We start from the raw sequence: 21305 nt of genomic DNA on the forward strand, positions 1-21305 counted from the left end.
GGTCAGGCCCCTGCCGTGATCCTCTGGTCGGCGGTGCCGGTGAGCTGCGCGGCGTCGTCGGCCACGCCGCCGCCGAGGCTCGGCATCATCGTGGTGAGCTGCGGCTTCCACTCGGCGTACTTGGCCGGGAAGCAGCGCTCCAGCAGGCCGGTCATGGCGGCGACGGCGGTCGAGGCGCCCGGGGAGGCGCCCAGCAGGCCGGCGATGGTGCCGTCCTGGGCCGCGACGACCTCGGTGCCGAACTCCAGCACGCCGCCCTTGCCCTTGACCCACTTGATGACCTGGACCCGCTGGCCGGCGGTGATCTTCTCCCAGTCGGCGGGCTGCGCCGTCGGCATGAACCGCTGCAGCTCGTGGAACTTGGTCTCCGGTGCAGCGGCGACCTGGCCCACCAGGTAGCTGGTGAGGTCGAGGTTCTTCACGCCGGCGCCCAGCATCGAGAACACGTTGTGCAGGCGCAGCGACGTGATCAGGCCCAGGTACTTGCCCTTCTTGAGGTACTTGGGGCTGAACCCGGCGTACGGGCCGAACATGAGGTAGCTCTTGCCGTCCACGATGCGCGTGTCCAGGTGGGGCACGGACATCGGCGGCGCGCCTACGTCGGCCTTGCCGTACACCTTGGCGTGGTGCTGGGCCACGATCTCCGGCGACGACGTGCGCAGGAACTCGCCCGAGATCGGGAAGCCGCCGTAACCGCGCGCCTCCTTGATGCCCGACGCCTGCAGCAGCGGCAGCGCGCCACCGCCCGCGCCGACGAAGACGAACTTCGCGGTGACGGTGCGGCGGCGGGTCCCGGCGTTCCACGAACGGTCGTGCAGGGTGAGGCGCCAGCGGCCGTCACGCAGCTTCTTGAGGCCGCGGACCTCGTGGTTCACGTGCAGCTCGGCGTTGTTCGTGGTGGCGAAGTCGACGAGCTTCTTGGTGAGCGAGCCGAAGTCGACGTCGGTACCCGCGGCGGCGCGGGTGGCGGCGATCGGCTCGTCGGCGTCGCGGTCCAGGGTCATCAGCGGCGCCCACTGGCCGATGACGGCGGGGTCGGAGCTGAACTCCATGTCGCTGAACAGCGGGTGGACGCTCAGCGCCTCGTAGCGGCGGCGCAGGAAGTCCACGTTCTCCGCGCCACGCACGAACGTCATGTGCGGCGTGACGTTGATGAAGTCCGTGCCCTCCATCAGGCCGGCGGTGAGCAGGTGGTTCCAGAACTCGCGGGAGGTGTGGAACTGCTCGTTGATCGTCACCGCCTTGGAGATGTCGACGGAGCCGTCCTTGCGCTCCGGCGTGTAGTTCAGCTCGCAGAGCGCGGAGTGGCCGGTGCCCGCGTTGTTCCACGGGTTCGACGACTCGAGCGCGACCTCGTCGAGGCGCTCGTAGATTCCGATACGCCAGGTCGGCTCGAGGATCGTGAGCAGCGCGCCGAGGGTGGCGCTCATGATCCCCCCGCCGATCAGCGCGACGTCGACCTCTTCGGAGGGACGCGGGGCTGTCTGGAGGTAAGAAGTCACGGCAAGAACATTAGCGGGCTTGTGAAAAGCGGAACGAGCGCTGTGGCATGAATCACGTGATGTGTTCCGTGACCTCCCTCACGCTCGTCCCGCCAGCGTTCACCGGGCCGGGACGGCCGAGGGCCAGGGCCCCAGCTCGGGCAGGTCGCCGGCCGGCGGCGTCACCGGAACACGCCCGGCCAGCCAGGCGGTGACGTCACGCGGGTCGCCCTCGACGTCGTCAGCGGTGACGCCGTCGGGCAGCCGCACGGCGAGGAACTGGCGCAGGTGGGCGCACAGTGCGTCGTCCCACGTCTCGTACCCGAATTCCTGGGACGTGCCGGCCAGCGCGTCGACGGAGTGGATCCGCAACTCGCGCCACCAGCCGAGCGCACAGCCCGACAGCGGCCCGTCGCGGTACCCGCTCGGGGCGTCCCAGAGCGGCGAGCCGAGCTCGGGCCAGGCCCGCGCGAGCCCCGCGCGCAGGCCGCCCAGGACCGCGAGATGCTCGGCGACTGTGCGGCCGGAGCCGGCTTCGATCCCGGCGTTGCGGGCCTCCTGGCTCGCGTAGACGGGCACCACCTCGCCGCGCGCGGCGGCCTGCGCCTGCCCGAGCATCGCGCCGCCCACGCCCGCGATGTGGGACAGGACGTGCCCGCGGGTCCAGCCCGCCAGGGTCGAGGGCCCGGCGAGATCCTCGTCGGTCAGCTGCCCGACGGCCGCCAGCAGCGCGTCCAGCCCGGCCGTCGAGTCGGCCAGGGCGTGGGAGAGCGGGTCGGTGCTCGTGGTGGTCACAGGGGTTGTCCGTTCGTCGGGGTGGTATCGGTCAGCGCTGGTTGCCGGACGGACTGGTCACCCGGTCGCCCAGGTCCGTCCGGCACGTGGACGGTTCGGAGTGCGCTCACGGCCACAGCAGGCCGGTGGCCCACCCGTCGGCCTCGGCCCGGTAGAGCAGGCGGGTCTGCGGGCCGTCGTCGGGCGCCTGCCAGAACTCGACCGCGGTAGGGGCCAGGACGTAGGCGGTCCAGTGCACACCGGCCAGCTCGGGGTCTGCGGTGACGATGCGCAGCGCCTCGGCGAAGGCGCGCTCGTACTCCTCCATGGAGTCGAGCGGTTCGCTCTGCCGGTCCACCAGGCTCGTGGCCCGCGACAGGTCGGACCGCGCGAGGAAGTCGGCCCGGCCCGCCTCGGGCCCCGCCGACGCCGCGGTGCCCGTCACCTTGACCTGGCGGCCCAGCTCCGGCCACAGGAAGGTCAGCGCGGCGTGCGGGTTGACCGCCAGGTCGCGGCCCTTCGGGCTGGTGGACTGCGACGCGAACCACCACCCGTCCACCGTCACGTCCTTCAGGAGCAGGGTGCGTGCGTGGACGTGCCCGGCGGCGTCCGCGGTCGACAGCGTCGCCGCGTGCGGGGCCAGCAGGCCGGCGTCGATCGCCTGGTCGATCCAGGTCACGAACAGCTCGTGCGGGGTGGGCGGGGCCGCGTCCGTGTCGAGGGCCGGGAGACCCGGCCGCGGAAAGGTGGGCAGCGCGCGCAGGCGCTCGCGGAAGGTCACGTGTTCTCCTGTGTTGGAAGCAGTCCTACGAAGCCTCGCACCGTTGCGGCCAGCGCGTCCGGGTTCTGGGTGGCGCGGGCCAGCACGTACCCGCCCTGGATGATCGCGAGGGCCGCGTGCGCGCGGTCGCGGGCGACGTCGTCGGGCAGGCCGGACTCGCGGAAGATGTCGGTGACGACGGCGAGCAGCCGCACGAAGTAGGCGGTCACGACGTCGCGCAGGCCGTCGTCGTCCATCACCGCCTGGTCGGAGGTGAGGCGCCCGATCTTGCAGCCGGCGAGGCTGTCCCGTGGCCGCTCGAGGTAGGCGACGAGGCGCTCGATGACGGGGGAGTCGCTGCCCAGCGTGCGCATCGCCCGGGTGAGCGCCTCGTCAACGGTGGCGCCGACGGCGGCCACGGCGAGGTCGTGCTTGGTGGGGAAGTGGTGGTACAGGCTCCCCTGCCCGACGCCGGACGCCGCCAGCACCGCGCGCGGGCTCGTGGCCCCGACGCCCTGGGCGGCGAAGAGGTCCTGTGCGGCGCCGACGAGGCGGTCGCGTGCGGTGTCCGTGCTCATGGCCGCACCATACCTACCTCCAGGTATGGTCGCAAGGCGAGCGGGGCGCGAACGTCCTGGTGGGGCCAGAGGACTGGAGAGCCGGAGAACTCAGAAGAGGCTGATGGCGCCCAGCGCGCCCACCGCCAGCGCGAGCGCGAGCGAGACCGCGATCAGCACGCTGTGCACGGTGAGGAACTTCGTCGCCCGGCCGTCGGCGTCGCGCGACCGGGGGTCTGCGACGATGCGCTGCCAGAACCGCGGCCAGATGACCAGGTTCCACAGGCCGGTGAAGATCAGTACGACGGACCACCCAACAGGAATATCCACGGCCCCAGTATGTGCCCGCCCGTTACCTGGATCTGCCCGCGAGGCCGGCGTCGGTGCTTGACGCCGACGGGGCCGGCAACGGTCAGAAGTAGTCGCGGACATGGAGCTGGCGGCCCGCGAACAGGGCCGTCAGGATCGGGTCGTGGCCGGACGGCCCGGTCAGGTGGCCCGCGATCCGCAGGTTCGCCGCCGACTGCACGCCCGCGTACAGCAGCGCCAGCCCGTTCGGGCTCAGCACGGGCCGCTCGTGGTGCGCGTCCTCGAGCGCGACGGCGTCCCGCTCGAGGTGCGTGACGCCGTCGGACACCGTGAGCGTCCAGGCGCCGGCGAGATCCTGCGTGCCGCGGACGGCGAACGGGACCCGCACGCCCTCGAGCGGCGACCCCAGGCCGGTCAGCGCCCCGGCCACGTCCAGGATCCGCAGCATGTAGGGGTGGGCCGAGTGCACGGTGGTGGTGAGGTCGGGCAGCACGAGCCACGCGGGATCGAGGCCCGACGTCGAGACGCGCGCCGTGCCGACCACCGTCGAGAAGCTGCCGAGGGTGCGCCACAGGGCGCGGGCTGCGTCGGGTGTCAGCGCGATGAGGTCGTCGACCTCCATGAGCGCCGTCGCCGGCGTGTAACCCTCGCCGCGGATCCAGCTCGCGAAGCCGACGACGTCGCCCGAGCCGTCGATGGCCAGCGTGACGCCCGTGTAGTCGGCGAAGAACTTCTCCGGTGGCGTCCAGAACGGCTTCTCCGCCCGCGAGACCGGCCCGTTCTGCGCGGCGGCCCACGTGCGGTGGACGGCGACCACCGCGGCGAAGTCGGCGACCGTGGCGCGGCGGGTCACGACGCCGGCGGGTGCCGCCACGCGGTTCAGGTTCTGCAGCGGGACGTCGACGTCGTCGAACGAGCCGACCACCTCGTAGCCCAGGCGCCGGTAGATGCCCGGCGCGGTCGGGTAGAGCGTGGAGATCGTGTCGCCGCGCTCGCGCGCCTCGTCGAGGGCTGCGGCGAAGAGGCGGGCGAGATGGCCGGAGCCGCGCCGCTCCGGCTCGACGGCGACCCCCGCGATGCCCGCCGTCTGGACCTGCGCGCCGTGGAACCACGACGTGAACCCGTAGACGCGCAGGCGGGCGGCCAGGCCCTCGTCGTCGAACGCGCCCCACTCGCGGAAGCCGGCCGCCGCCCACTCCTCGCGGGTCGGGACCGGGTTGCCCGTCGCGGGCGCGCCGAACGCCTCGCCGCCCAGGCGGGTGTAGTCCGGCTGGTCGGCGTACTCGACTGGGCGCACGGTGAGGCTCATGTACGCGACCCTAGGCAACGGGTGGTGGGCCTTGCGAGCCCAATTGGCGAACGGATCCGGTCCGGACCCCGGTCCCCGAAGGTCGGTCCCGAAGGTCAGTCTCCGAAGTAGGGCACCAGGTCCTCGGCGGGGTGCGGCCGGAGCAGCGGCGTCCGCGTGACCTCGAGCGGCTCGGGCGTGAGCAGGCCCTGCAGCTCGGCGTCGGCGGTGCGGGTCCCCGGGACCGTGCCGTCGTCGGGCACCAGGTCGCGCTGGAAGAGGACGGCATCGTGCCACTCGCCCAGCTTCCAGCCGATCTTCTCGAACGAGCCCGCCCGGTGGAACCCGGCCGCCTCGTGCAGCGCGATGGCGGGGTCGTTCGGCAGCACGATGCTGGCGACGACGCGGTGGTAACCGCGGCGCGCGAGCCGCGCCAGGAGCGCGTCGTACAGCTCGCGGCCACCGCCGCGCCGCTGGTGGCCCGCGGCGACGTACACGTTGGTCTCGAGCGTCCAGCGGAAGGTCGGGCGGTCCGCGAACGGCTTGGCGTAGGCGAAGCCGACGACGGCGCCCTCGGTCTCGAGCACCAGCCAGGTCTCGCGGCCGAAGAACCGCTCGATGCGGCGCGTCATCTCCCGGGCGTCGGGCGGACGGGTCTCGAAGGTCGCCGCCGAGTCGGCGACGAAGGGGGCGTAGATTGCGGCGCAGGCTGCGGCGTCGTCGGGTGTCGCGACGCGGACGATGCTGTCCATGCACGGATCTTGTCGGTTCCTGGCCGCACGTGATGATCGCAGCGGAGGATTGACGTCTGTGGGTCCGGTCGGGTAGGTCAGCCGGGCGGGTTGGTGCTGCTCGGCGGGGCGTCGCCGAGGCCGGGCGCGAGGTCCTTCTGCAGGCGCATGACGTCGCGCCACTGGCCGTGCTTCCAGCCGATCCTGCGGAACGTGCCCACCACCTCGAACCCGAGCGCGACGTGCAGGCCGAGGCTCGCGTCGTTCGGGAGCGCCAGGCCCGCCACCAGACGGCGGTAGCCGAGCTCGGCGAGGCGGTCGAAGAGCGCCTCGTACAGCGCCCGGCCCGCGCCGGTCCGGCGTCGGCCCGCCTCCAGGTAGACGCTGGTCTCGGCGGCCCAGCGGTAGGCCTCGCGCGGCGAGTAGGGCGCGGCGAAGGCGAAGCCGACGACGTCGCCCCCGCCCGCCTCCTGCGCGACGAGCCACGCGTGGCGGGCCGAGGAGCTCGCGATGCGTCGCGCCATCTCCTCGGTGCTCGGCGGGTCCGACTCGAAGCTGACGTGGGTGTGGCGCACGTAGAAGCCGTAGATGTCGGCGCAGGCCGCTGCGTCCTCGGCCGTGGCAGGGCGGATCGTCAGTCCCATGTGCCGATCCTGCCGGACATCCGGCCCGGGACGAAGGGGCCGGCGGCGCGGCGCCTGTCGGTGGCTGGGCATAGCGTGATGCCCGTGACCGCGCTCCAGAGACGGGTCCTCCTCGTCGCCATCCTCGCGTCCTTCGTGTCGTTCCTCGACGGCACGGTGGTCAGCGTCGCCCTGCCTGCGATCGCGCGGGAGCTCGGGGGCCCGGGTGTGGCGGGGCTGGCCCTGCAGCAGTGGGTGGTGGACGCGTACCTCGTGACCCTGGGCGCGCTGATGCTCGTGGCGGGCTCGATCTCGGACGTCTACGGGCGGCGCCGGGTGCTGGCCGCCGGGCTCGTGGGGTTCGCGGTCGCCTCCGTGCTGTGCGCGGTCGCGCCGACCGGTCCCGTGCTGATCATCGCCCGGGCCCTGCAGGGAGTGGCGGGCGCCATGCTGGTGCCGAGCTCCCTGGCCCTGATCGTCGCCACGTTCGGCGGTGAGGCGCAGGCCCGCGCGATCGGCCGGTGGACCTCGTGGACGACCGCCGCGATGATCGTCGGCCCCTTCGTCGGCGGCATGCTGGTCGACTTCGCGTCGTGGCGCTGGGTGTTCTGGATCAACGTGCCGGTCATCGCCGTGACCCTCTGGCTGCTGCGCGGGATCCCCGAGGCGGAGGGTGAGCCCGGCCGGCACATCGACATCCCGGGCGCGGTGCTGGCCGCGGTCGGCCTCGCGGGCATGGTGTTCGGGCTGATCGAGGGGGAGCGGCTCGGGTGGACGTCGCCGGTCATCCTGGTCTCGATCTTCGCGGGCGCGGCGATGCTGGTGGCGTTCGTGCTCTACGAACGGCGAGCGGCCGACCCGATGCTGCCGATGCGCCTGTTCGCGGCGCGCAACTTCGCCTGGGGCAACCTGGCCACCACGGCGATCTACGGGGCGCTCTCGCTGGGCGGGTTCATGCTCACGCTGTTCCTGCAGCAGGTCGCCGGGTACTCCGCCACCTGGTCCGGGGTGGCGCAGCTGCCGACGACGTTCGCGATGATCGCGCTGTCCGCGTGGTTCGGCACGCTCGCCGGCCGGTACGGGCCGCGGCTGTTCATGACGGTGGGGCCGATCGTGGCCGGGGCGGGATACCTCCTCATGCTCGCGATCGACGAGACCGCCGCCTACCTCACCCAGGTGCTGCCCGGCCAGCTCGTGTTCGGGCTCGGCCTCGCGATGACGGTGGCGCCCCTTACGGCGGCGATCCTCGGCGCCGTCCCGACCCACGACGCCGGCATCGGCTCCGCCGTGAACAACGCCGTCGCGCGCGTGGCCGGGCTGGTGACCGTGGCGTTCGCGGGGATCATCACGGGAGGTGTGCTCGACGTCGCCACGTTCCACCGGGCCCTCGTGGTGACCGCGGCCCTGCTCGTGGTCGGCGGCCTGCTGTCGTTGGTGGGTATCCGGAACGTGCGCGGGGTAGATCCGGACGTGGCCCTGGTCAAACCGACTTAGGCGTGCCTAACCTAAGCCCATGTCATATAAGGGGCGTAAGGCCGTCGACCCGCACGTGGTCATGGCCGAGGTGATCAAGACCAAGCGGATCACACCGAACATGATGCGCGTGACCCTCGGCGGCGACGAGCTCGCCAGGTTCACGGCGACCGGCTACGACCAGTGGTTCCGCCTCTTCCTGCCCCGCGCGGGCCAGGACATGCTGCGTCTGCCGACCCGCGCCTCCGGGCTCTGGTACGCCGAGTACCTCACCACCCCGAAGGCCCGGCGGCCCTGGGTGCGCAACTACACCGTCCGCGCCGCGCGCCCCGACCTGAACGAGCTCGACATCGACTTCGTGCTCCACGAGAGCGGCGACGAGGCCTCGGACGACTCCGCCCACGCCGCGGGGCCCGGGGCCGGCTTCGCCCAGGCCGCCGAACAGGGCGTGCGCGTCGGCCTGCTCGACCAGGGCGTCACCTACAACCCGCGGCACGCCCACGACTGGACACTCCTGGTCGCCGACGAGTCCGGGCTGCCCGCCGTCGCGGGCATCTGCGAGTCCCTGCCCGACGACGCCCGCGGCATCGCCGTCGTCGAGGTACCGACGGCCGGGGACCGGCAGGAGTTCCGCACGCCGTCCGGCGTCGAGCTGCGGTGGGTGGTGCGGTCCGACGCCGACCCGCACGCCGTCCCGGGGCAGGCGGCGCTCGCGGAGCTGAGCGGCCTGGACCTCGCACGGCACGACGGCGCGGTGTACGCGTTCGCGATCGGCGAGTCGTCGCTGGCCACGGGGGCGCGCCGGCACCTGGTGGGCGAGCGCGGGGTGCCCAAGGCGCACGTGGACTTCGTGGGCTACTGGCGTCACGGCAAGGCCTCCCCGAACTGACTCGGGGGCGCCTGTCCGCGGGTCAGCCGTAGACCGGCGGGTAGGTGATGTCGCCGCGCAGGCCGGGGTCCGCCGGGTCGTAGGCCGGCAGCAGGTGTACCTGGGCGGCCTCGTGCGGGACCCCGTCGGGCAGGTGCATCTCGATCCCGTGCTCACGGGCCGGGGCGAAGCCGAGCGCGCCGTAGTAGTCCGGGCTGCCCTCCAGCACGACAAACGGCTCGCCCGCCTGCTCGGCGCCGGCCAGGGCCGCCCGGACCAGGGACGCGCCGATCCCGCGCCGCTGGTGGTCGGGGCTGACGGCGAGCGGCGTGAGCATCGCTGCCGTGCGCTCACCCGCATCGCCCGTGACCGTGCAGCCGGTGACCATGACACACCCGACCACCTCACGATCGGACACTCCGGCCTCGGACACCGCGACCAGCGACGTCCCCGGCCGGTAGATCCACGACTCCCGGATCCGGTCGACGCCGTCCGCGACCCGGTCCTCGCCGAACGCCGCGACCAGAACGGTCCGGATCGCGGGGAAGTCCGCCGGCCGCTCGGGCCGGATCACCCACTCGCTCATGCGTCCGTGACCCCTGCCGGCGCGGGCTGCTCCGCGACCTCGGCCGGCGACCGGAGGATGTCGAACTCGTTGCCCTCCGGGTCGGCGAACGTCACCCAGCCGGTGCCGGGGCCGTACTGCCCGCGATGGTCGGACACGACAGTGGCGCCGTGCGCGATCACCCGCTCGATCTCCGTGTCCCGCAGGTCCGTGCGCGGGCGCAGGTCGAGGTGCACCCGGTTCTTGACGGACTTGCCCTCGGGCACCTCGATGAACAGGACGCTCACGCCCTTGCCGTCCGGGTCGACGATCATGCACTCGTCGTGGCCCGGCAGGTTCGGGTCGCCGGGCACGTCCTGATAGCCGAGCACCGGTTTCCACCACTCGGAGAGCGAGTAGGCGTCGGAGCAGTCCACGGTCATGTGCGAGATGAAGGAAGCCACCCACAGACCCTGGCACACACCGGAAACCCCGCCCAACGGATTTCTCGCTCCCGAGCAGCAGGCAAGAGGCCGGGTGATCGGCGTTCCGAGCCGCTGATCACCGACCACGCGGATCGCGTCCGCGTCAGACCCGGACGACCACCTTGCCGCGGGTGTGGCCGGACTCGTTGGCCCGGTGCGCGTCCGCGGCGTCGGCCAGGTCGAATACCTGCGCGATCTCGACGGACAGCTTTCCGGCGTCGAACAGGGCGGTGAGCGCGTCGAGGCCGGCGACCGAGGGGCGCACCCAGACGTAGTGCCCGCCGTGCTCGGTGCGTGCGGTGGGGTCGGCGATCGAGGTGATGGTGCCGCCGTCGGCCAGGTTCCCGGCGCTGGCGGCGACGGTGCCGCCGCCGACGAAGTCGAGGACGACGTCGACGCCGTCGGGCGCGAGCGCGCGGACGCGGTCGGCCAGGCCGTCGCCGTAGGTGACGGGCTCGGCCCCGAGGCCGCGCAGGAACTCCTGGTTCGCCTCGCTCGCGGTGCCGATGACGCGCGCGCCCAGGGCCTTGGCGATCTGCACGGCGAACGCGCCGACGCCGCCGGCCGCGGCGTGCACCAGCACGGTCTGGCCGTCCTTGACCCCGGCGCGCTGGATCGCCTCGTAGGCGGTGAGGCCGGCCAGGGGCACCGCCGCCGCCTCCTCGAAGCTCAGCGACGCCGGCTTGCGGGCCAGGGTGCGCACGGGCGCCGCGACGAGCTCGGCGAACGTGCCGCCCTGCACGGTGTCCTTGCGCACGTAGCCGTAGACCTCGTCACCCACCTGGAACTCAGGGGTGTCCAGGCCGACCTGCTCGACGACGCCCGCGACGTCCCAGCCCGGGATCGCGGGGAGCTGCACGTCGATCAGGCCCTCCAGGTAGCCCTGGCGGATCTTCCAGTCGACCGGGTTGACCGACGCCGCCTTGACCCGGACCACGAGGGTGTCGGGGCCGATGTGCGGGTCGGGCTGCTCGGTGAGCTCGAGGACGTCGGCGCTGCCGAACCGGGAGTAGGTGATCGCTCGCATGTCCGCGACAACCGGCCCGGCGGACGCGGGTATTCCGCGGCCGCCGGGTGGGCTGGGCCACACCGGCCGCTCGTGCGGCGCCCGGTGCGGCCCTCAGCGCAGCGGGAGCCGCGTGACCCAGTACTCCGTGTCTTCCTCGGGCGTCGTGGTGAACCTGGCGTTCGGCAGGTACAGCGCGCCCGCGAAACGGGCGATCGTGGTGGGCGTGTCGAAGTCGTCGCTGGTCAGGATCCGCACGACCCGACCGTCCGACGCCGTCCGGTCGAGCCGCACCGTCGCCACCTGGTTCTGGGTGTTCTGCGCGACGTAGAGCGTGCGGCCGACGCGGAGCAGGCCGTCGCCGTTGGTGAGCCGGTCGTCGCCGAGGTCCACGAGCTCGGCGTGCCCGTCGTCCGGGTCGACCCGGAACAGGTTGCCGGTCGTGGAGTTCACGACGAGCAGCGACCTGCCGTCGGGAGACGTCGTGATGCCGTTGGCGTTGAAGCCGTCGACCTGCTCCCAGTCGCCGTGCAGGGCCAGCTCGTCGAACGTGTCCGTGGGCGCCCCGCGCCGCCCCAGGTGCAGCCGGTAGACCACCGCCCGCTGGGAGTCGGTGAAGTAGGCGTAGTCGTCGGTGAGGACGACGTCGTTCACGAACCCGCCGCCGAAGTCGTACGTCGCGAGGACCTCGCCCGAGCGCCCGTCGACGACGCGGGCGTCGCCGCCGGCACCGCCGGCGACGCGGGCGTCGCCGCCGGCACCGCCGGCGACGAACAGGCGGCCGCGCACGTCGACGGTGAGCCCCACCGACGACGTGCCCGGGCCCTGGCTGATCACCTCGCCCTCGCCGGTCAGGAGGCTGGCGCGGTAGATGTCGCCGTCGGCCAGGGAGCCGAACCATGCGATCGGGCCGGCGGTCGTGATGCCCTCGGGCCGGAACCCGTCGGGCAGGTCGATCCGGTCCGGGAGCTCGATCTGGGGGAAGGGGTCGCGCAGCCCGTGGGTGACCTGCCGCGCGGGGGTGCTGGACGCGTTGCCGGGTGTGGTGGGTGCGGCGACGGCTGTCGCCGGGACGGCCGCGAGCGTGATCGCGGCAAGGATGGCCGTCAAGGTGGCCAGACGCTTGGGGTGGCTGAACATCTGTGTCCTCCGTCCGTCGGACAACACGGTACGACGGTTATCCGTGGGATACGGGACATTTACCCACCCAGTAAAAGTGTGCCAAGCGGTCGATTCCGACGCGGCCTCGGCCCGGACGCGAGGGCGCGTCCCGGCTCAGCCCTGGCCCGGCAGGTCCACCACGACGTCCGCCGGCGACTTGTCCGGGCGCCAGCCGCGCCACACGGAGTGCCGCATGCGGCGCTCGCCCGAGGCGCCGTCCGGGCCATCGGCCCAGTCGGCGTACGTCACCTCGCCCACCAGCCTGGGCGTGACCCAGCGGGCGTCCGACGCGTCCTCCGCGGGCACGCCGGACACACCCGGCGTCTTGCGCTCCATGCCCTGCAGCCGGGTGGTGATGTCCCGGCGCTCACGCTCGGTGAAGCCCGTCCCGACGCGTCCGACGTAGCGCAGGCCGTCGCCGTCGGGCACCTCGTCCGGGATCGCCATGAGCAGCGAGCCCATCACGGAGGGGTCCGCCCGGCCCGGCCGCCAGCCCACGACGACCACCTCCTGCATCGCCTTGTGCTTGACCTTGAGCCACTCCCGCGAGCGCCGTCCCGCGTAGGTGGAGGTGCGGCGCTTGGCGACGACGCCCTCCAGCCGCAGGGTGCGGGAGGTGCGCAGGGCGGCGTCGAGGTCGCCGTCGAACGCGGGCGGGAGGTGAATGGGGGCGCGGGGCGTGACGAGGGACTCCAGCAGCTCGCGGCGCTCGGTGTAGGGGCGGTCGGTGACGTCGTTGCCGTCGGCCTGCAGGACGTCGAACAGCATGAGGTCGACCTGGACGCGGGCCCGGGCGCGTGCGACGTCGCGCTCCTTGTGCAGGTTGGCGCGGTGCTGGAGGCGGCGGAAGTCTGGGCGGCCGTCGCGGTCGAGGGCGACGATCTCGCCGTCGAGCACCGCGGGGAGCCGGGCCGGGTCCACCTGGGCGGCGAGCGCCCCCAGCTCGGGGAAGGTGACGGTGAGGTCCTGGCCGGAGCGGCTGATCAGGCGCACCGTCTCGGGGTCCTGGAGGTGTGCGAGGGTGCGGAACCCGTCCCATTTCATCTCGAAGGCCCAGTCGTCGGGCTGAGCCAGCTCGCCGGGGTTGGCGGCGGCGGCAAGCATGGGGCGCCGCTTGTTCTCACGCTGAGCTTCTCGTGGAGTGCTGGGTTCGTGCGGGGCCGGGGCCTCCTGGCCCGGCAGCTGTCCAGCGCTCAGCGGCTGCGGGGTGCCGGGCTGGGCCTTGGTGAGGTGGATCAGCCAGTTGTTCTCGGCGTCGCCGTCGCGGCCGCCCGTGCGGATCAGGGCCAGGCGGCGGGGGCCGCGGTCGGCGGAGCGGAGGGTGACGATCACCTCGTCGTCGCGCCACTTCTCCAGGTCGTAGGTGCCAGAGTCCCAGATCGTCACCTCGCCGGCGCCGTACTCGCCGCCCGGGATCGACCCCTCGAAGGACCCGTACTCGAGCGGGTGGTCCTCGGTCTGTACGGCCAGGTGGTTCTTGCCCGGGTCCGTGGGCTCGCCGCGGGGGAGCGCCCAGCTGACGAGCACGCCGTCGTGCTCAAGGCGGAAGTCCCAGTGCAGACGGCGGGCGTGGTGCTCCTGGATGACGAAGGTGGGCTGGGCCTCGTCGGGCGACGCGGTGGTCGAGCCGGTCGCAGCCGGGGTCTCTGCGGGCTCGGCCTTCGGTGTGCCGTCGGGCCCGAACGGTTCGGGGGTCTTGGCCGGGTCGCGCTTGGCGCGGTAGGTCTCCAGCTTCTGGAAAGTGGCCAGGCGCTCCGGCGTCGGCTCCAGGGCGGAGAGGTGCCCCTCCAGGAGGGGCGCGAGGAGGTCGCCGTCGGCGGCGACGCGCGCGACGACGTCCTCGGGGGTGAGCTGGGCCAGGTCCGGGTCGTCGAGCTCCGCCCAGGTGCGGGGCGCGGCCACCCAGGGGTGGTCGAGCCCGCGCAGGGAGTAGGGCGCGATGGTGGTCTTGCTGCCGTTGTTCTGCGACCAGTCGACAAGCACCTTGCCCGGCCGCAGGGTCTTGCTCATGTCGCTGACGACGAGATCGGGGTGCTCGGCCTCGAGGTAGCGGGCGAGCTCGTGCGCGACGGCGGACACGGCGTCGGAGTCGAGCCGGGTGTCGGCCGCCTTGCCCAGGGCCGCGTACAGGTGGATGCCCTTGGACCCGGACGTGACGGGGTACGGCTCCAGGCCCATGCCCTGCAGGATCTCGCGGGCCCAGCGGGCGACCTGCGCGCACTCGGGCAGGCCGGCGCCCGGCCCGGGGTCGAGGTCCAGCACGAGGCGGTCCGGGTCGAGGCGCACCCCCGTGCGGCCGAACTGCCACTGCGGCGTGTGCAGCTCGAGGGTTGCCGTCTGGCCCAGCCAGGTAAGGGTTGCCAGGTCGTTTACCAGCACGTAGTCGTTGGCCGACTTCTTGTGCTGGATCGACCGCCGCTTGACCCAGTCGGGGGTGGAGGCGTCGAGGTTCTTCTGGAAGAACATCTGCCCGCCCGTGCCGTCGGGCCACCGCTTGCGCGTGGCGGGGCGGTTGGCGGCGTGCGGCAGCAGCACGGGCGCCACCTGCGCCAGGTAGTGCAGCACCTCGCCCTTGGTGGTGCCCGACGCCGGGTACAGCACCTTGTCGAGATTGCTCAGGCGCAGGCGGTGGCCGTCCACCGTGACCATGTGCTGGGTGCCCGCCATCACACCATCGTGCCGCCGGGGGCCGCGTCCTGCCCAGTTCTCGCGCCCGCTCCGGGGGTCGCCGAAATCACTTGACGCTGTGTCGTGACCGCGCTGACAACTCCGCTAGGCTCCGGCGAGTGATTTCGGATGACATCGCGATCGATGCGATCGCAAGGCCTCTGACGGCGGCCGGCGACGCTCCTTCGATCGGCCGGCCCGCGCGGCTCACCGTCTACGGCGCCGAGTGGTGCCGCGACTGCCGCCGCAGCAAGGCGGTGCTCGACGTGCGCCGCGTGGACTACGTCTACGTGGACCTCGCCGCAGAGCCCGCCCGTGCCGACGAGGCCGAGGCGCTGACCGGGCGCAAGACCATCCCGGTCCTGGTGTTCCCCGACGGCGAGCAGCTCGTGGAGCCCACGAACGCGGAGCTCTGCGCGAAGCTGGACCGCGCGGGCCTCTGACGCCGTCCGCGGCCCGGCCCCGGCCGGGTGACAGCCGCACCTGAGGCGGGCCCGGTGCGTCGGCGGAGACCGAAAACCTGGGCATGTAGTGCGCTTGGGGCGCACTATAGACGGATGAGGGCGATCTGGAAGGGTGCCGTGACCTTCGGTCTCGTCAACGTCCCGGTCAAGCTGTACAGCGCGACCGAGGACCACGACGTGCCGCTCCACCAGGTGCACGACGCCGACGGCGGACGTATCCGGTACAAGCGCGTGTGCGAGGTCGACGGCGAGGTGGTGCCGTACGAGCACATCGACCGTGCCTACGACGACGGCGAGCGCACCGTGGTGCTCACCAAGCAGGACCTCGCCGACCTCCCCGCCGAGCGGGACCGTGAGATCTCGGTGGTCGAGTTCGTGCCCAGCGAGCAGATCGACCCGATCATGCTCGACCGGACGTACTACCTGGAGCCCGACTCCAAGTCCACGAAGGCGTACGTGCTGCTGCGCCGCACGCTCGAGGAGACCGACCGCACCGCCGTCGTGAAGTTCGCCCTGAGGCAGCGCACCCGGCTGGCGGCGCTGCGCGTGCGGGATGAGGTCCTCGTGCTGCAGACCCTCCTGTGGGCCGACGAGATCCGCGAGGCCGCGTTCCCGTCCCTCGACGAGCCCGCGAAGGTCACCGACAAGGAGCTCACGATGTCGGCCCAGCTCGTCAGCAGCTTCGAGGCGGACTTCACGCCCGAGGACTACGAGGACGAGTACCAGGTGCAGCTGCGCAAGCTCGTCGAGGCGAAGCTCGAGGCGGGCGAGACCGTCGACACGGCGGCGACCTTCGGCGAGGCGGCCGAGGGTGAGGGTGAGGGTGCCGAGGTCGTCGACCTCATGGAGGCGCTCAAGCGCAGCGTCGCGGACGCGAAGAAGTCCCGCGGGACTAGCAAGTCCCGCAAGACGGGCTAGCCGGTGCGCTCGGTGCGCTCGGCGCGTTGGGACTCGTGGGAGCACCGACCCGCCGAACCGCAAGCTGATCGTCACGTCGGGCGCCGAGCCGCAAGTCCCACGTCCAAGCGGGTGTTCAGCCACGTGTTCGCTGCGGCTCGGCGCCGGAGAACACCTTCAAGCTGCGGTTCGACGACGGCCTGCGATCCGATCAACGCGTAACCTGCGGTTCGACGCCGGAGGGCCGCGCGGGCCAGACGTGGAACTTGCGGTTCGGCGCCGCCGTCGTGCACTGGGCCGTCCAGGGTCCTCGCCGCGGACATCGCCGCTGTGCGCTGCCGCCACCCGCCCCCCTGCTGTCCGCCCCCCCCAGCTGTCCGCCGTCCGCCGTCCGCCGGGCGCTGTCCGTTGTCCGCCGAGCGCCGGGCACCGGCGCCGGCCGGCAAGCGGCGGGTGGGTGCACCGGGGGCGTGAAAAGGTAGTGGTGATGCGCCGTTCCAATCCGCCCCGCTGGCTGCGCTGGACCCTTGTCGGTGTGGCCGCAGCCCTCGTGTGCCTGACGTTCGGCGTCACGACGGCGCGGGCCGACCTCAGCCTCGGCCCGCACGAGGCGACCTACGCGGTCACGGCCGACGACGAGCTCGTCGCCGACCTCGGCCCGCTCGGCACCGTCGTGACCGATTCCCCGCTGCCGCTCACCCTCGGCGTGCGGATCACTGTGCACGAGATCCCCGCCGACCTCTCGGCCGTGGACGCGGCCAGCTTCGACGCGCTCTCGGGCGACCTCGACGGGTACCTCCAGTTCTTCGACTCCCCGCAGCAGACGGTGCGCACGGTGGCGTCGGCGCTGGCCTGGGACGCGGTCCGCGGGACGGTCGTCGCGGCGCTGGTCGTGGTGGCGGCCGGGTTCGGCCTGCGGGCCCTGCTGGGCGCCGCCCGACGGCGGGACCTCGCCCGGGTGCTCGGCGCCCGGACCTGGGAGATCACGGCCGGGGCGCTCGTCGTCGTGCTGGTGGCCGGGACCGCCACCGCGAGCTCGGGACCCGAGGAGCGTGCGGCGCTGCCCGCCTCACCGGTGTTCGAGGGGACCGCCCTGGAGGGCGCGCGCATCACCGGCCGGCTGGCCGGCGTGATCGACACCTACAGCGGCGAGCTGGTCGAGACCTACCAGGCCAACGAGGTGTTCTACGCGGGCGCCCGCGAGAAGCTCATGAAGGCCTGGGACGTACGGGCCGCCGAGCAGGAGGCGGCGGAGAGCGAGCAGGACGCCTCGGCGTCGGGCGACCCGGAGGCCACCGACTACGTGACCTTCCTCCTGGTCTCCGACCTGCACTGCAACACCGGCATGACGCCCCTGATCCGTGACCTGGCCGACCGGCTGGCGCCCGACGTCATGCTCAACGCCGGCGACACCACCATCAACGGGACGAGCGTGGAGTCGGTCTGCGTGGACTCGTTCGCGTCGGCGGTGCCCGACGGCGTCCCCTTCGTCGTGGCGGACGGCAACCACGACTCGCGCCTGACGACGGCCACCGAGCTCGCGAACCGCCAGGTCGTGCTCGACGGGTCCGTCGTCGAGGTGGAGGGCGTGCGGATCCTCGGCGACCGGGATCCGCTGGAGACGCGGATCGGCGGCGGCACCGTGATCGCGCGCGAGGAGACGCCCGACGAGGCCGGGGAGCGGCTGCGGGACGTCGCGTGCGCGGCAGCGGGGGAGGCCGGGCTCGGTGGGTTCACCGCCGAGGACCGGGTGGACCTGCTCCTGGTGCACCAGCCCGCCGTCGGCGACGCCGCACTGGAGTCGGGCTGCGTGCCGTTCCAGGTCTCGGGACACATGCACACGCGGATCGGGCCGGACATCGTGGGATACGGCCTGCGGTACGTGAACGCGAGCACCGGCGGCGCCACGAAGGGGAATGCCTCGGTGGGTCCGCTGCGCGACTCCTCCGAGATGACCGTGCTGCGGTTCGACCCGGAGCGGCGCCAGTTCGTGGACTGGCAGCTCGTCGAGGTCACGCCCGACGGGGAGGCGTTCGTGAGCGAGCGGCAGCTGGTCCCGCCGACGGTCCCGCTGCCCGACGAGGTGCCCGACGACGCGGCCGGCGACGCGACGGGGACCGGACGAACACCGTCGCCGGCGCCGTCCGGCAACTAGGCTCGGGGCGTGGAGATCACAACCGACCCGGCCGAGCTGACGCCCGTCGCCCAGGACTACCTGAAGGCGGTGTGGTCGGCCCAGGAGTGGTCGGACGAGAAGGTGACCACCAAGCACCTGGCCGACCGGCTCGGGGTGGGCGCGTCCACGGTGTCCGAGACGGTGCGCCGGCTGAGCGGGCAAGGCCTGCTCGAGCACGAGCGGTACGGCGCGATCCGGCTCACCGACGACGGCCGCCGGCTCGCGCTCATGATGGTGCGCCGCCACCGGCTCCTGGAGACGTTCCTCGTGGACCAGCTCGGGTACGGCTGGGACGAGGTGCACGACGAGGCCGAGGTGCTGGAGCATGCGGTCTCCGACGTGTTCGTGGAGCGCATGGCCGAGCGCCTGGGAAACCCGTCGCGGGACCCGCACGGAGACCCGATCCCGGCCGCCGACGGCACGGTGGTGCGGCCCGACGCCGTACCCCTGTCGTCGATGCACGCGGGCGACGCCGGCACGGTGGTCCGCATCTCCGACGCCGACCCCGAGGCGCTGCGCTACCTCGCCGAGCTGGGCCTGGAGCTGGACATGCGCGTGGAGGTCACGACGCGGCGCGAGTTCGCGGGCACCGTCGCCGTCTCCTGGGTGTGTCCCGCCCCGCGACCGGCCCAGGACGGCGCCACCGAGGCGCCGTCGGACGCCGATACGGCAGCGGCGCCCGCCGCTGACGAGCGCGTGGCCGATCTCGGCCTGCTGGCGGCGTCCCGCGTGTGGGTGGCGCAGGAGTAGTCTCTCCCCGTTCCCCTTGCTCGTCGCCGGTGTCGTCGACGGTAACCCCGAATCGATACGACACTTCCTGGAGACGCCATGGCGACCAGCTCTACGCAGAATGCCCCGGACCAGGCGGCCGGCGCCGGCGGTTCGATGCGCCGCGCGGCGCCCGCGCTCGTCGCGCTGGCCGTGGGCGGCTTCACCATCGGCACCACCGAGTTCGCCGCGATGGGCCTGCTGCCCGACGTCGGCGCCGACCTCGGCGCGACCGACCCGCAGGTCGGAAACACCATCGCGGCGTACGCGCTCGGCGTCGTCGTCGGGGCGCCGCTGCTGACCGTGGCCGCGGCGCGCATGTCGCGCAAGCGCCTGCTGCTGGCGCTGATGGGCGCCTACACCATCGCCAACGTGCTGTCCGCGGCCGCGCCGGACATCGGCTGGCTCGTGGCCGGGCGGTTCCTCGCCGGTCTGCCGCACGGCGCGTTCTTCGGCGTCGGCGCGGCGGTCGGTGCCGCGGTCGCCGGGCCCGCCCAGCGCGGGCGGGCCGTCGCGACGATGATGACCGGCCTGACCATCGCGAACGTCGTCGGCGTGCCGCTGTCCACGTGGGTGGGGCAGACCTTCGGCTGGCGCATTTCCTACGTGCTGATCGGCGCGCTCGGGATCGTGACGCTGCTCGGGCTGTGGCGCCTCGTCCCGGCCGGCGCCGGTGGTGTCGGCCGCTCGGTGCGGACCGAGCTGGCGACGCTGCGGAACGCGCCGCTGTGGTTCGCGTTCGCTGCGGGCGCCGTCGGCTTCGGCGGGATGTTCGCCGTCTACACCTACGTGGCGCCCACCATGACCGGCGTGACCGGCCTGCCGGGCGGCGCCGTGCCCTGGGTGCTCGCCCTGTTCGGCGTCGGCATGACGGTGGGCACGCAGATCGGCGGCCGGCTCGCCGACCGCGGCGTGCTGCGCGCCGTGCTGATCGGCTTCGTGGCGACGGCGGTGTCGCTGGCGCTGTTCGCGCTCAGCGGCGCCTCGGTGGTGCCCGCGCTGGTCTCCCTGTTCCTGCTCGGCATCACCTCGCAGATCCTGGGCATCGCGTTCCAGACCCGGCTCATGGACCTGTCGCCCGGCGCGCCGTCGCTCGGCGCCGCGCTGTGCCACGCCGGGCTCAACGTGGCCAACGGCGCGGGGGCGTTCCTGGGCGGCGTGGTCATCGACGCCGGCTGGGGCTACCTGGCGCCGGCCTGGGCCGGGGCCGCGGTCACCGTGCTGGGGCTCGGCATGATCCTGGCGTTCGGGCGGCAGCGGGTCGCCCACCAGCCGGCGGAGACAACTTTGTGACCCGAGTCTCAGCAATGTCCCAGACTGCCCCGGTAGCGTTGGGCGGGTGACCGATACCGGGGCGACCACGACGTCGTCGGACAGCTCGTTGAACGACCACGACGCCGCCGCCGTGCCTGGCCCCACACCGCTGGGCGGGCGGACCATGGCGCTGCTCCTGGTGGTGCTGGGCGGGATCGGCTTCATCGCCTCGTTCGGCCTGGCCTGGGAGAAGTACCTGGCGTTCGTGGACCCGGAGCGGACGGCGTCCTGCACCATCAACCTGTTCGTCACCTGCAGCGCGGCCATGGACTCGTGGCAGGGTGCGCTGCTCGGCTTCCCGAACCCGTACCTCGGCGTGGCGGCCTTCCCCGTCGTCATCACGACGGGTGTGATGCTGCTGCTCGGCACCCGACTGCCGCGCTGGTACTGGACGTCGCTGCTGGTCGGGACCGTGCTGGGTCAGGCGCTCGTGTTCTTCCTGATGTGGACCAGCTTCTACTCGATCGTCGCGCTGTGCCCCTACTGCATGGTCGTGTGGACCATCATGTGGCCGCTGCTCTGGTACCAGGTGGTGCGGGGCGTGCAGTCGGGCGACCTGCCCGTGGGTGCTGGGCTGCGGAACGCGGTGGTGGGCAACCGGCACATCATCCTGATCATCGGCTACGTCGCGGCCGTTGCGTGGCTGATGCTCGCGGTGGGCGGGGACCTGGTCGCGTCGTTCTGACGCGCACAGCCTTTTCTGTGAGTCGCGCCATCGCGGTGGCTGCGGAAGCGAGCCTCGGGAGATCCTGCCGGACGACAGGGCCCGGGGCTCGCGTCATGTCCATGGCCGGCGTCGTCCGGGACGTGCCTGCCGTCGGCCGGGCCGGGGTGACGGCTGGTCCGCGAGGTGCGTTGCTGTGCGACGCTTCTATGTTCGTCAAGTGGTGGGTGCGAGGGTGTTGGTCCGGGTCAGGAGTCGGTAGATCTTGCGGGTGAGGTAGCGCTTGAGCTGGCGG

Annotated in this window: 21 protein-coding genes; 8 read left to right on the forward strand and 13 right to left on the reverse strand. The window is 72.7% G+C overall.

Annotated elements, in window-relative coordinates:
• Positions 1–2 precede the first annotated feature (2 nt).
• From mqo to C8K30_RS23015, 8 genes are all read right to left on the reverse strand, one after another.
• Complete coding sequence (gene mqo / locus C8K30_RS22980) at positions 3–1502, reverse strand: malate dehydrogenase (quinone) (RefSeq protein ID WP_108495200.1); 1500 nt, start codon at positions 1500–1502, stop codon at positions 3–5.
• 99 nt (positions 1503–1601) lie between these two features.
• Positions 1602–2276, reverse strand: coding sequence for a maleylpyruvate isomerase N-terminal domain-containing protein (locus C8K30_RS22985; protein WP_108495201.1), 675 nt, complete (start codon positions 2274–2276; stop codon positions 1602–1604).
• Positions 2277–2382: 106 nt separating this feature from the next.
• Positions 2383–3036 (reverse strand): pyridoxal 5'-phosphate synthase, encoded by a 654-nt coding sequence (locus tag C8K30_RS22990; RefSeq protein ID WP_108495202.1) that lies wholly within the window; start codon positions 3034–3036, stop codon positions 2383–2385.
• Complete coding sequence (locus tag C8K30_RS22995; protein ID WP_108495203.1) at positions 3033–3593, reverse strand: TetR/AcrR family transcriptional regulator; 561 nt, start codon at positions 3591–3593, stop codon at positions 3033–3035. Before C8K30_RS22995 ends, C8K30_RS22990 begins: the two co-directional genes overlap by 4 nt.
• Positions 3594–3683: 90 nt before the next feature.
• Positions 3684–3902: an SCO4848 family membrane protein gene (locus C8K30_RS23000; RefSeq protein WP_108495204.1), complete on the reverse strand. Its 219-nt coding sequence runs from the start codon at positions 3900–3902 to the stop codon at positions 3684–3686.
• Positions 3903–3984: 82 nt separating this feature from the next.
• Positions 3985–5190, reverse strand: coding sequence for an enhanced intracellular survival protein Eis (eis, locus tag C8K30_RS23005; RefSeq protein ID WP_108495205.1), 1206 nt, complete (start codon positions 5188–5190; stop codon positions 3985–3987).
• A 95-nt stretch (positions 5191–5285) separates the two neighbouring features.
• Positions 5286–5921: a GNAT family N-acetyltransferase gene (locus tag C8K30_RS23010; RefSeq protein ID WP_108495206.1), complete on the reverse strand. Its 636-nt coding sequence runs from the start codon at positions 5919–5921 to the stop codon at positions 5286–5288.
• Positions 5922–5998: 77 nt separating this feature from the next.
• Positions 5999–6544 carry a GNAT family N-acetyltransferase gene (locus C8K30_RS23015; RefSeq protein ID WP_108495207.1) on the reverse strand — a complete coding sequence of 182 codons (546 nt, stop codon included), beginning with the start codon at positions 6542–6544 and terminating at the stop codon, positions 5999–6001.
• 78 nt (positions 6545–6622) lie between these two features.
• Here C8K30_RS23015 and C8K30_RS23020 point away from each other — a divergent pair, with 78 nt between their 5' ends.
• Together C8K30_RS23020 and C8K30_RS23025 are read left to right on the forward strand one after the other, a co-directional pair.
• Positions 6623–8017, forward strand: coding sequence for a DHA2 family efflux MFS transporter permease subunit (locus C8K30_RS23020; RefSeq protein WP_108495257.1), 1395 nt, complete (start codon positions 6623–6625; stop codon positions 8015–8017).
• 19 nt (positions 8018–8036) lie between these two features.
• Complete coding sequence (locus C8K30_RS23025; protein WP_233257380.1) at positions 8037–8885, forward strand: siderophore-interacting protein; 849 nt, start codon at positions 8037–8039, stop codon at positions 8883–8885.
• Positions 8886–8907: 22 nt separating this feature from the next.
• Here C8K30_RS23025 and C8K30_RS23030 read toward each other — a convergent pair whose 3' ends face one another.
• The 5 genes from C8K30_RS23030 to C8K30_RS23050 form a co-directional block, all read right to left on the reverse strand.
• On the reverse strand, positions 8908–9450 hold the full coding sequence (locus C8K30_RS23030) for a GNAT family N-acetyltransferase (RefSeq protein WP_108495208.1): 543 nt from the start codon (positions 9448–9450) through the stop codon (positions 8908–8910).
• Entirely contained in the window at positions 9447–9872 is a 426-nt protein-coding gene (locus C8K30_RS23035) for a VOC family protein (protein ID WP_108495209.1), read from the reverse strand. Before C8K30_RS23035 ends, C8K30_RS23030 begins: the two co-directional genes overlap by 4 nt.
• A gap of 124 nt (positions 9873–9996) precedes the next feature.
• Entirely contained in the window at positions 9997–10920 is a 924-nt protein-coding gene (locus tag C8K30_RS23040) for an NADP-dependent oxidoreductase (protein ID WP_108495210.1), read from the reverse strand.
• Between the two features lie 93 nt (positions 10921–11013).
• Positions 11014–12039, reverse strand: coding sequence for an SMP-30/gluconolactonase/LRE family protein (locus tag C8K30_RS23045; RefSeq protein ID WP_108495211.1), 1026 nt, complete (start codon positions 12037–12039; stop codon positions 11014–11016).
• Positions 12040–12174: 135 nt separating this feature from the next.
• Positions 12175–14727, reverse strand: coding sequence for an ATP-dependent DNA ligase (locus C8K30_RS23050; protein WP_108495212.1), 2553 nt, complete (start codon positions 14725–14727; stop codon positions 12175–12177).
• Between the two features lie 188 nt (positions 14728–14915).
• On the opposite strand from C8K30_RS23050, the gene C8K30_RS23055 reads away from it, so the two are divergent.
• The 6 genes from C8K30_RS23055 to C8K30_RS23080 all read left to right on the forward strand — a co-directional run bounded on the left by C8K30_RS23055 (position 14916) and on the right by C8K30_RS23080 (position 21031).
• Positions 14916–15170 carry a glutaredoxin domain-containing protein gene (locus tag C8K30_RS23055; protein ID WP_233257386.1) on the forward strand — a complete coding sequence of 85 codons (255 nt, stop codon included), beginning with the start codon at positions 14916–14918 and terminating at the stop codon, positions 15168–15170.
• A gap of 114 nt (positions 15171–15284) precedes the next feature.
• Positions 15285–16109, forward strand: a complete 825-nt coding sequence (locus tag C8K30_RS23060) for a Ku protein (protein WP_108495213.1) — start codon at positions 15285–15287, stop codon at positions 16107–16109.
• Positions 16110–16575: 466 nt separating this feature from the next.
• Positions 16576–18243, forward strand: coding sequence for a metallophosphoesterase (locus C8K30_RS23065; protein ID WP_108495214.1), 1668 nt, complete (start codon positions 16576–16578; stop codon positions 18241–18243).
• Positions 18244–18252: 9 nt separating this feature from the next.
• A complete protein-coding gene (locus tag C8K30_RS23070; RefSeq protein WP_108495215.1) occupies positions 18253–19014 on the forward strand; it encodes a metal-dependent transcriptional regulator in 762 nt (253 codons plus the stop codon).
• 78 nt (positions 19015–19092) lie between these two features.
• Positions 19093–20325, forward strand: coding sequence for an MFS transporter (locus tag C8K30_RS23075; protein WP_108495216.1), 1233 nt, complete (start codon positions 19093–19095; stop codon positions 20323–20325).
• A 46-nt stretch (positions 20326–20371) separates the two neighbouring features.
• Positions 20372–21031 (forward strand): vitamin K epoxide reductase family protein, encoded by a 660-nt coding sequence (locus tag C8K30_RS23080; protein ID WP_108495217.1) that lies wholly within the window; start codon positions 20372–20374, stop codon positions 21029–21031.
• The last annotated feature ends 274 nt before the right edge of the window (positions 21032–21305 follow it).

The organism is Promicromonospora sp. AC04 (genome assembly GCF_003058225.1).
Taxonomy (GTDB): Bacteria; Actinomycetota; Actinomycetes; order Actinomycetales; family Cellulomonadaceae; genus Promicromonospora.

What these genes read in the sequence shown, in the direction of transcription:
- C8K30_RS22995 (WP_108495203.1), bottom strand. Translation starts at nt 3,593, where the DNA reads ATGAGCACGGACACCGCACGCGACCGCCTCGTCGGCGCCGCACAGGAC.
- eis (WP_108495205.1), bottom strand. Translation starts at nt 5,190, where the DNA reads ATGAGCCTCACCGTGCGCCCAGTCGAGTACGCCGACCAGCCGGACTAC.
- C8K30_RS23010 (WP_108495206.1), bottom strand. Translation starts at nt 5,921, where the DNA reads ATGGACAGCATCGTCCGCGTCGCGACACCCGACGACGCCGCAGCCTGC.
- C8K30_RS23015 (WP_108495207.1), bottom strand. Translation starts at nt 6,544, where the DNA reads ATGGGACTGACGATCCGCCCTGCCACGGCCGAGGACGCAGCGGCCTGC.
- C8K30_RS23020 (WP_108495257.1), top strand. Translation starts at nt 6,623, where the DNA reads ATGCCCGTGACCGCGCTCCAGAGACGGGTCCTCCTCGTCGCCATCCTC.
- C8K30_RS23025 (WP_233257380.1), top strand. Translation starts at nt 8,037, where the DNA reads ATGTCATATAAGGGGCGTAAGGCCGTCGACCCGCACGTGGTCATGGCC.
- C8K30_RS23030 (WP_108495208.1), bottom strand. Translation starts at nt 9,450, where the DNA reads ATGAGCGAGTGGGTGATCCGGCCCGAGCGGCCGGCGGACTTCCCCGCG.
- C8K30_RS23040 (WP_108495210.1), bottom strand. Translation starts at nt 10,920, where the DNA reads ATGCGAGCGATCACCTACTCCCGGTTCGGCAGCGCCGACGTCCTCGAG.
- C8K30_RS23045 (WP_108495211.1), bottom strand. Translation starts at nt 12,039, where the DNA reads ATGTTCAGCCACCCCAAGCGTCTGGCCACCTTGACGGCCATCCTTGCC.
- C8K30_RS23050 (WP_108495212.1), bottom strand. Translation starts at nt 14,727, where the DNA reads ATGGCGGGCACCCAGCACATGGTCACGGTGGACGGCCACCGCCTGCGC.
- C8K30_RS23060 (WP_108495213.1), top strand. Translation starts at nt 15,285, where the DNA reads ATGAGGGCGATCTGGAAGGGTGCCGTGACCTTCGGTCTCGTCAACGTC.
- C8K30_RS23065 (WP_108495214.1), top strand. Translation starts at nt 16,576, where the DNA reads ATGCGCCGTTCCAATCCGCCCCGCTGGCTGCGCTGGACCCTTGTCGGT.
- C8K30_RS23075 (WP_108495216.1), top strand. Translation starts at nt 19,093, where the DNA reads ATGGCGACCAGCTCTACGCAGAATGCCCCGGACCAGGCGGCCGGCGCC.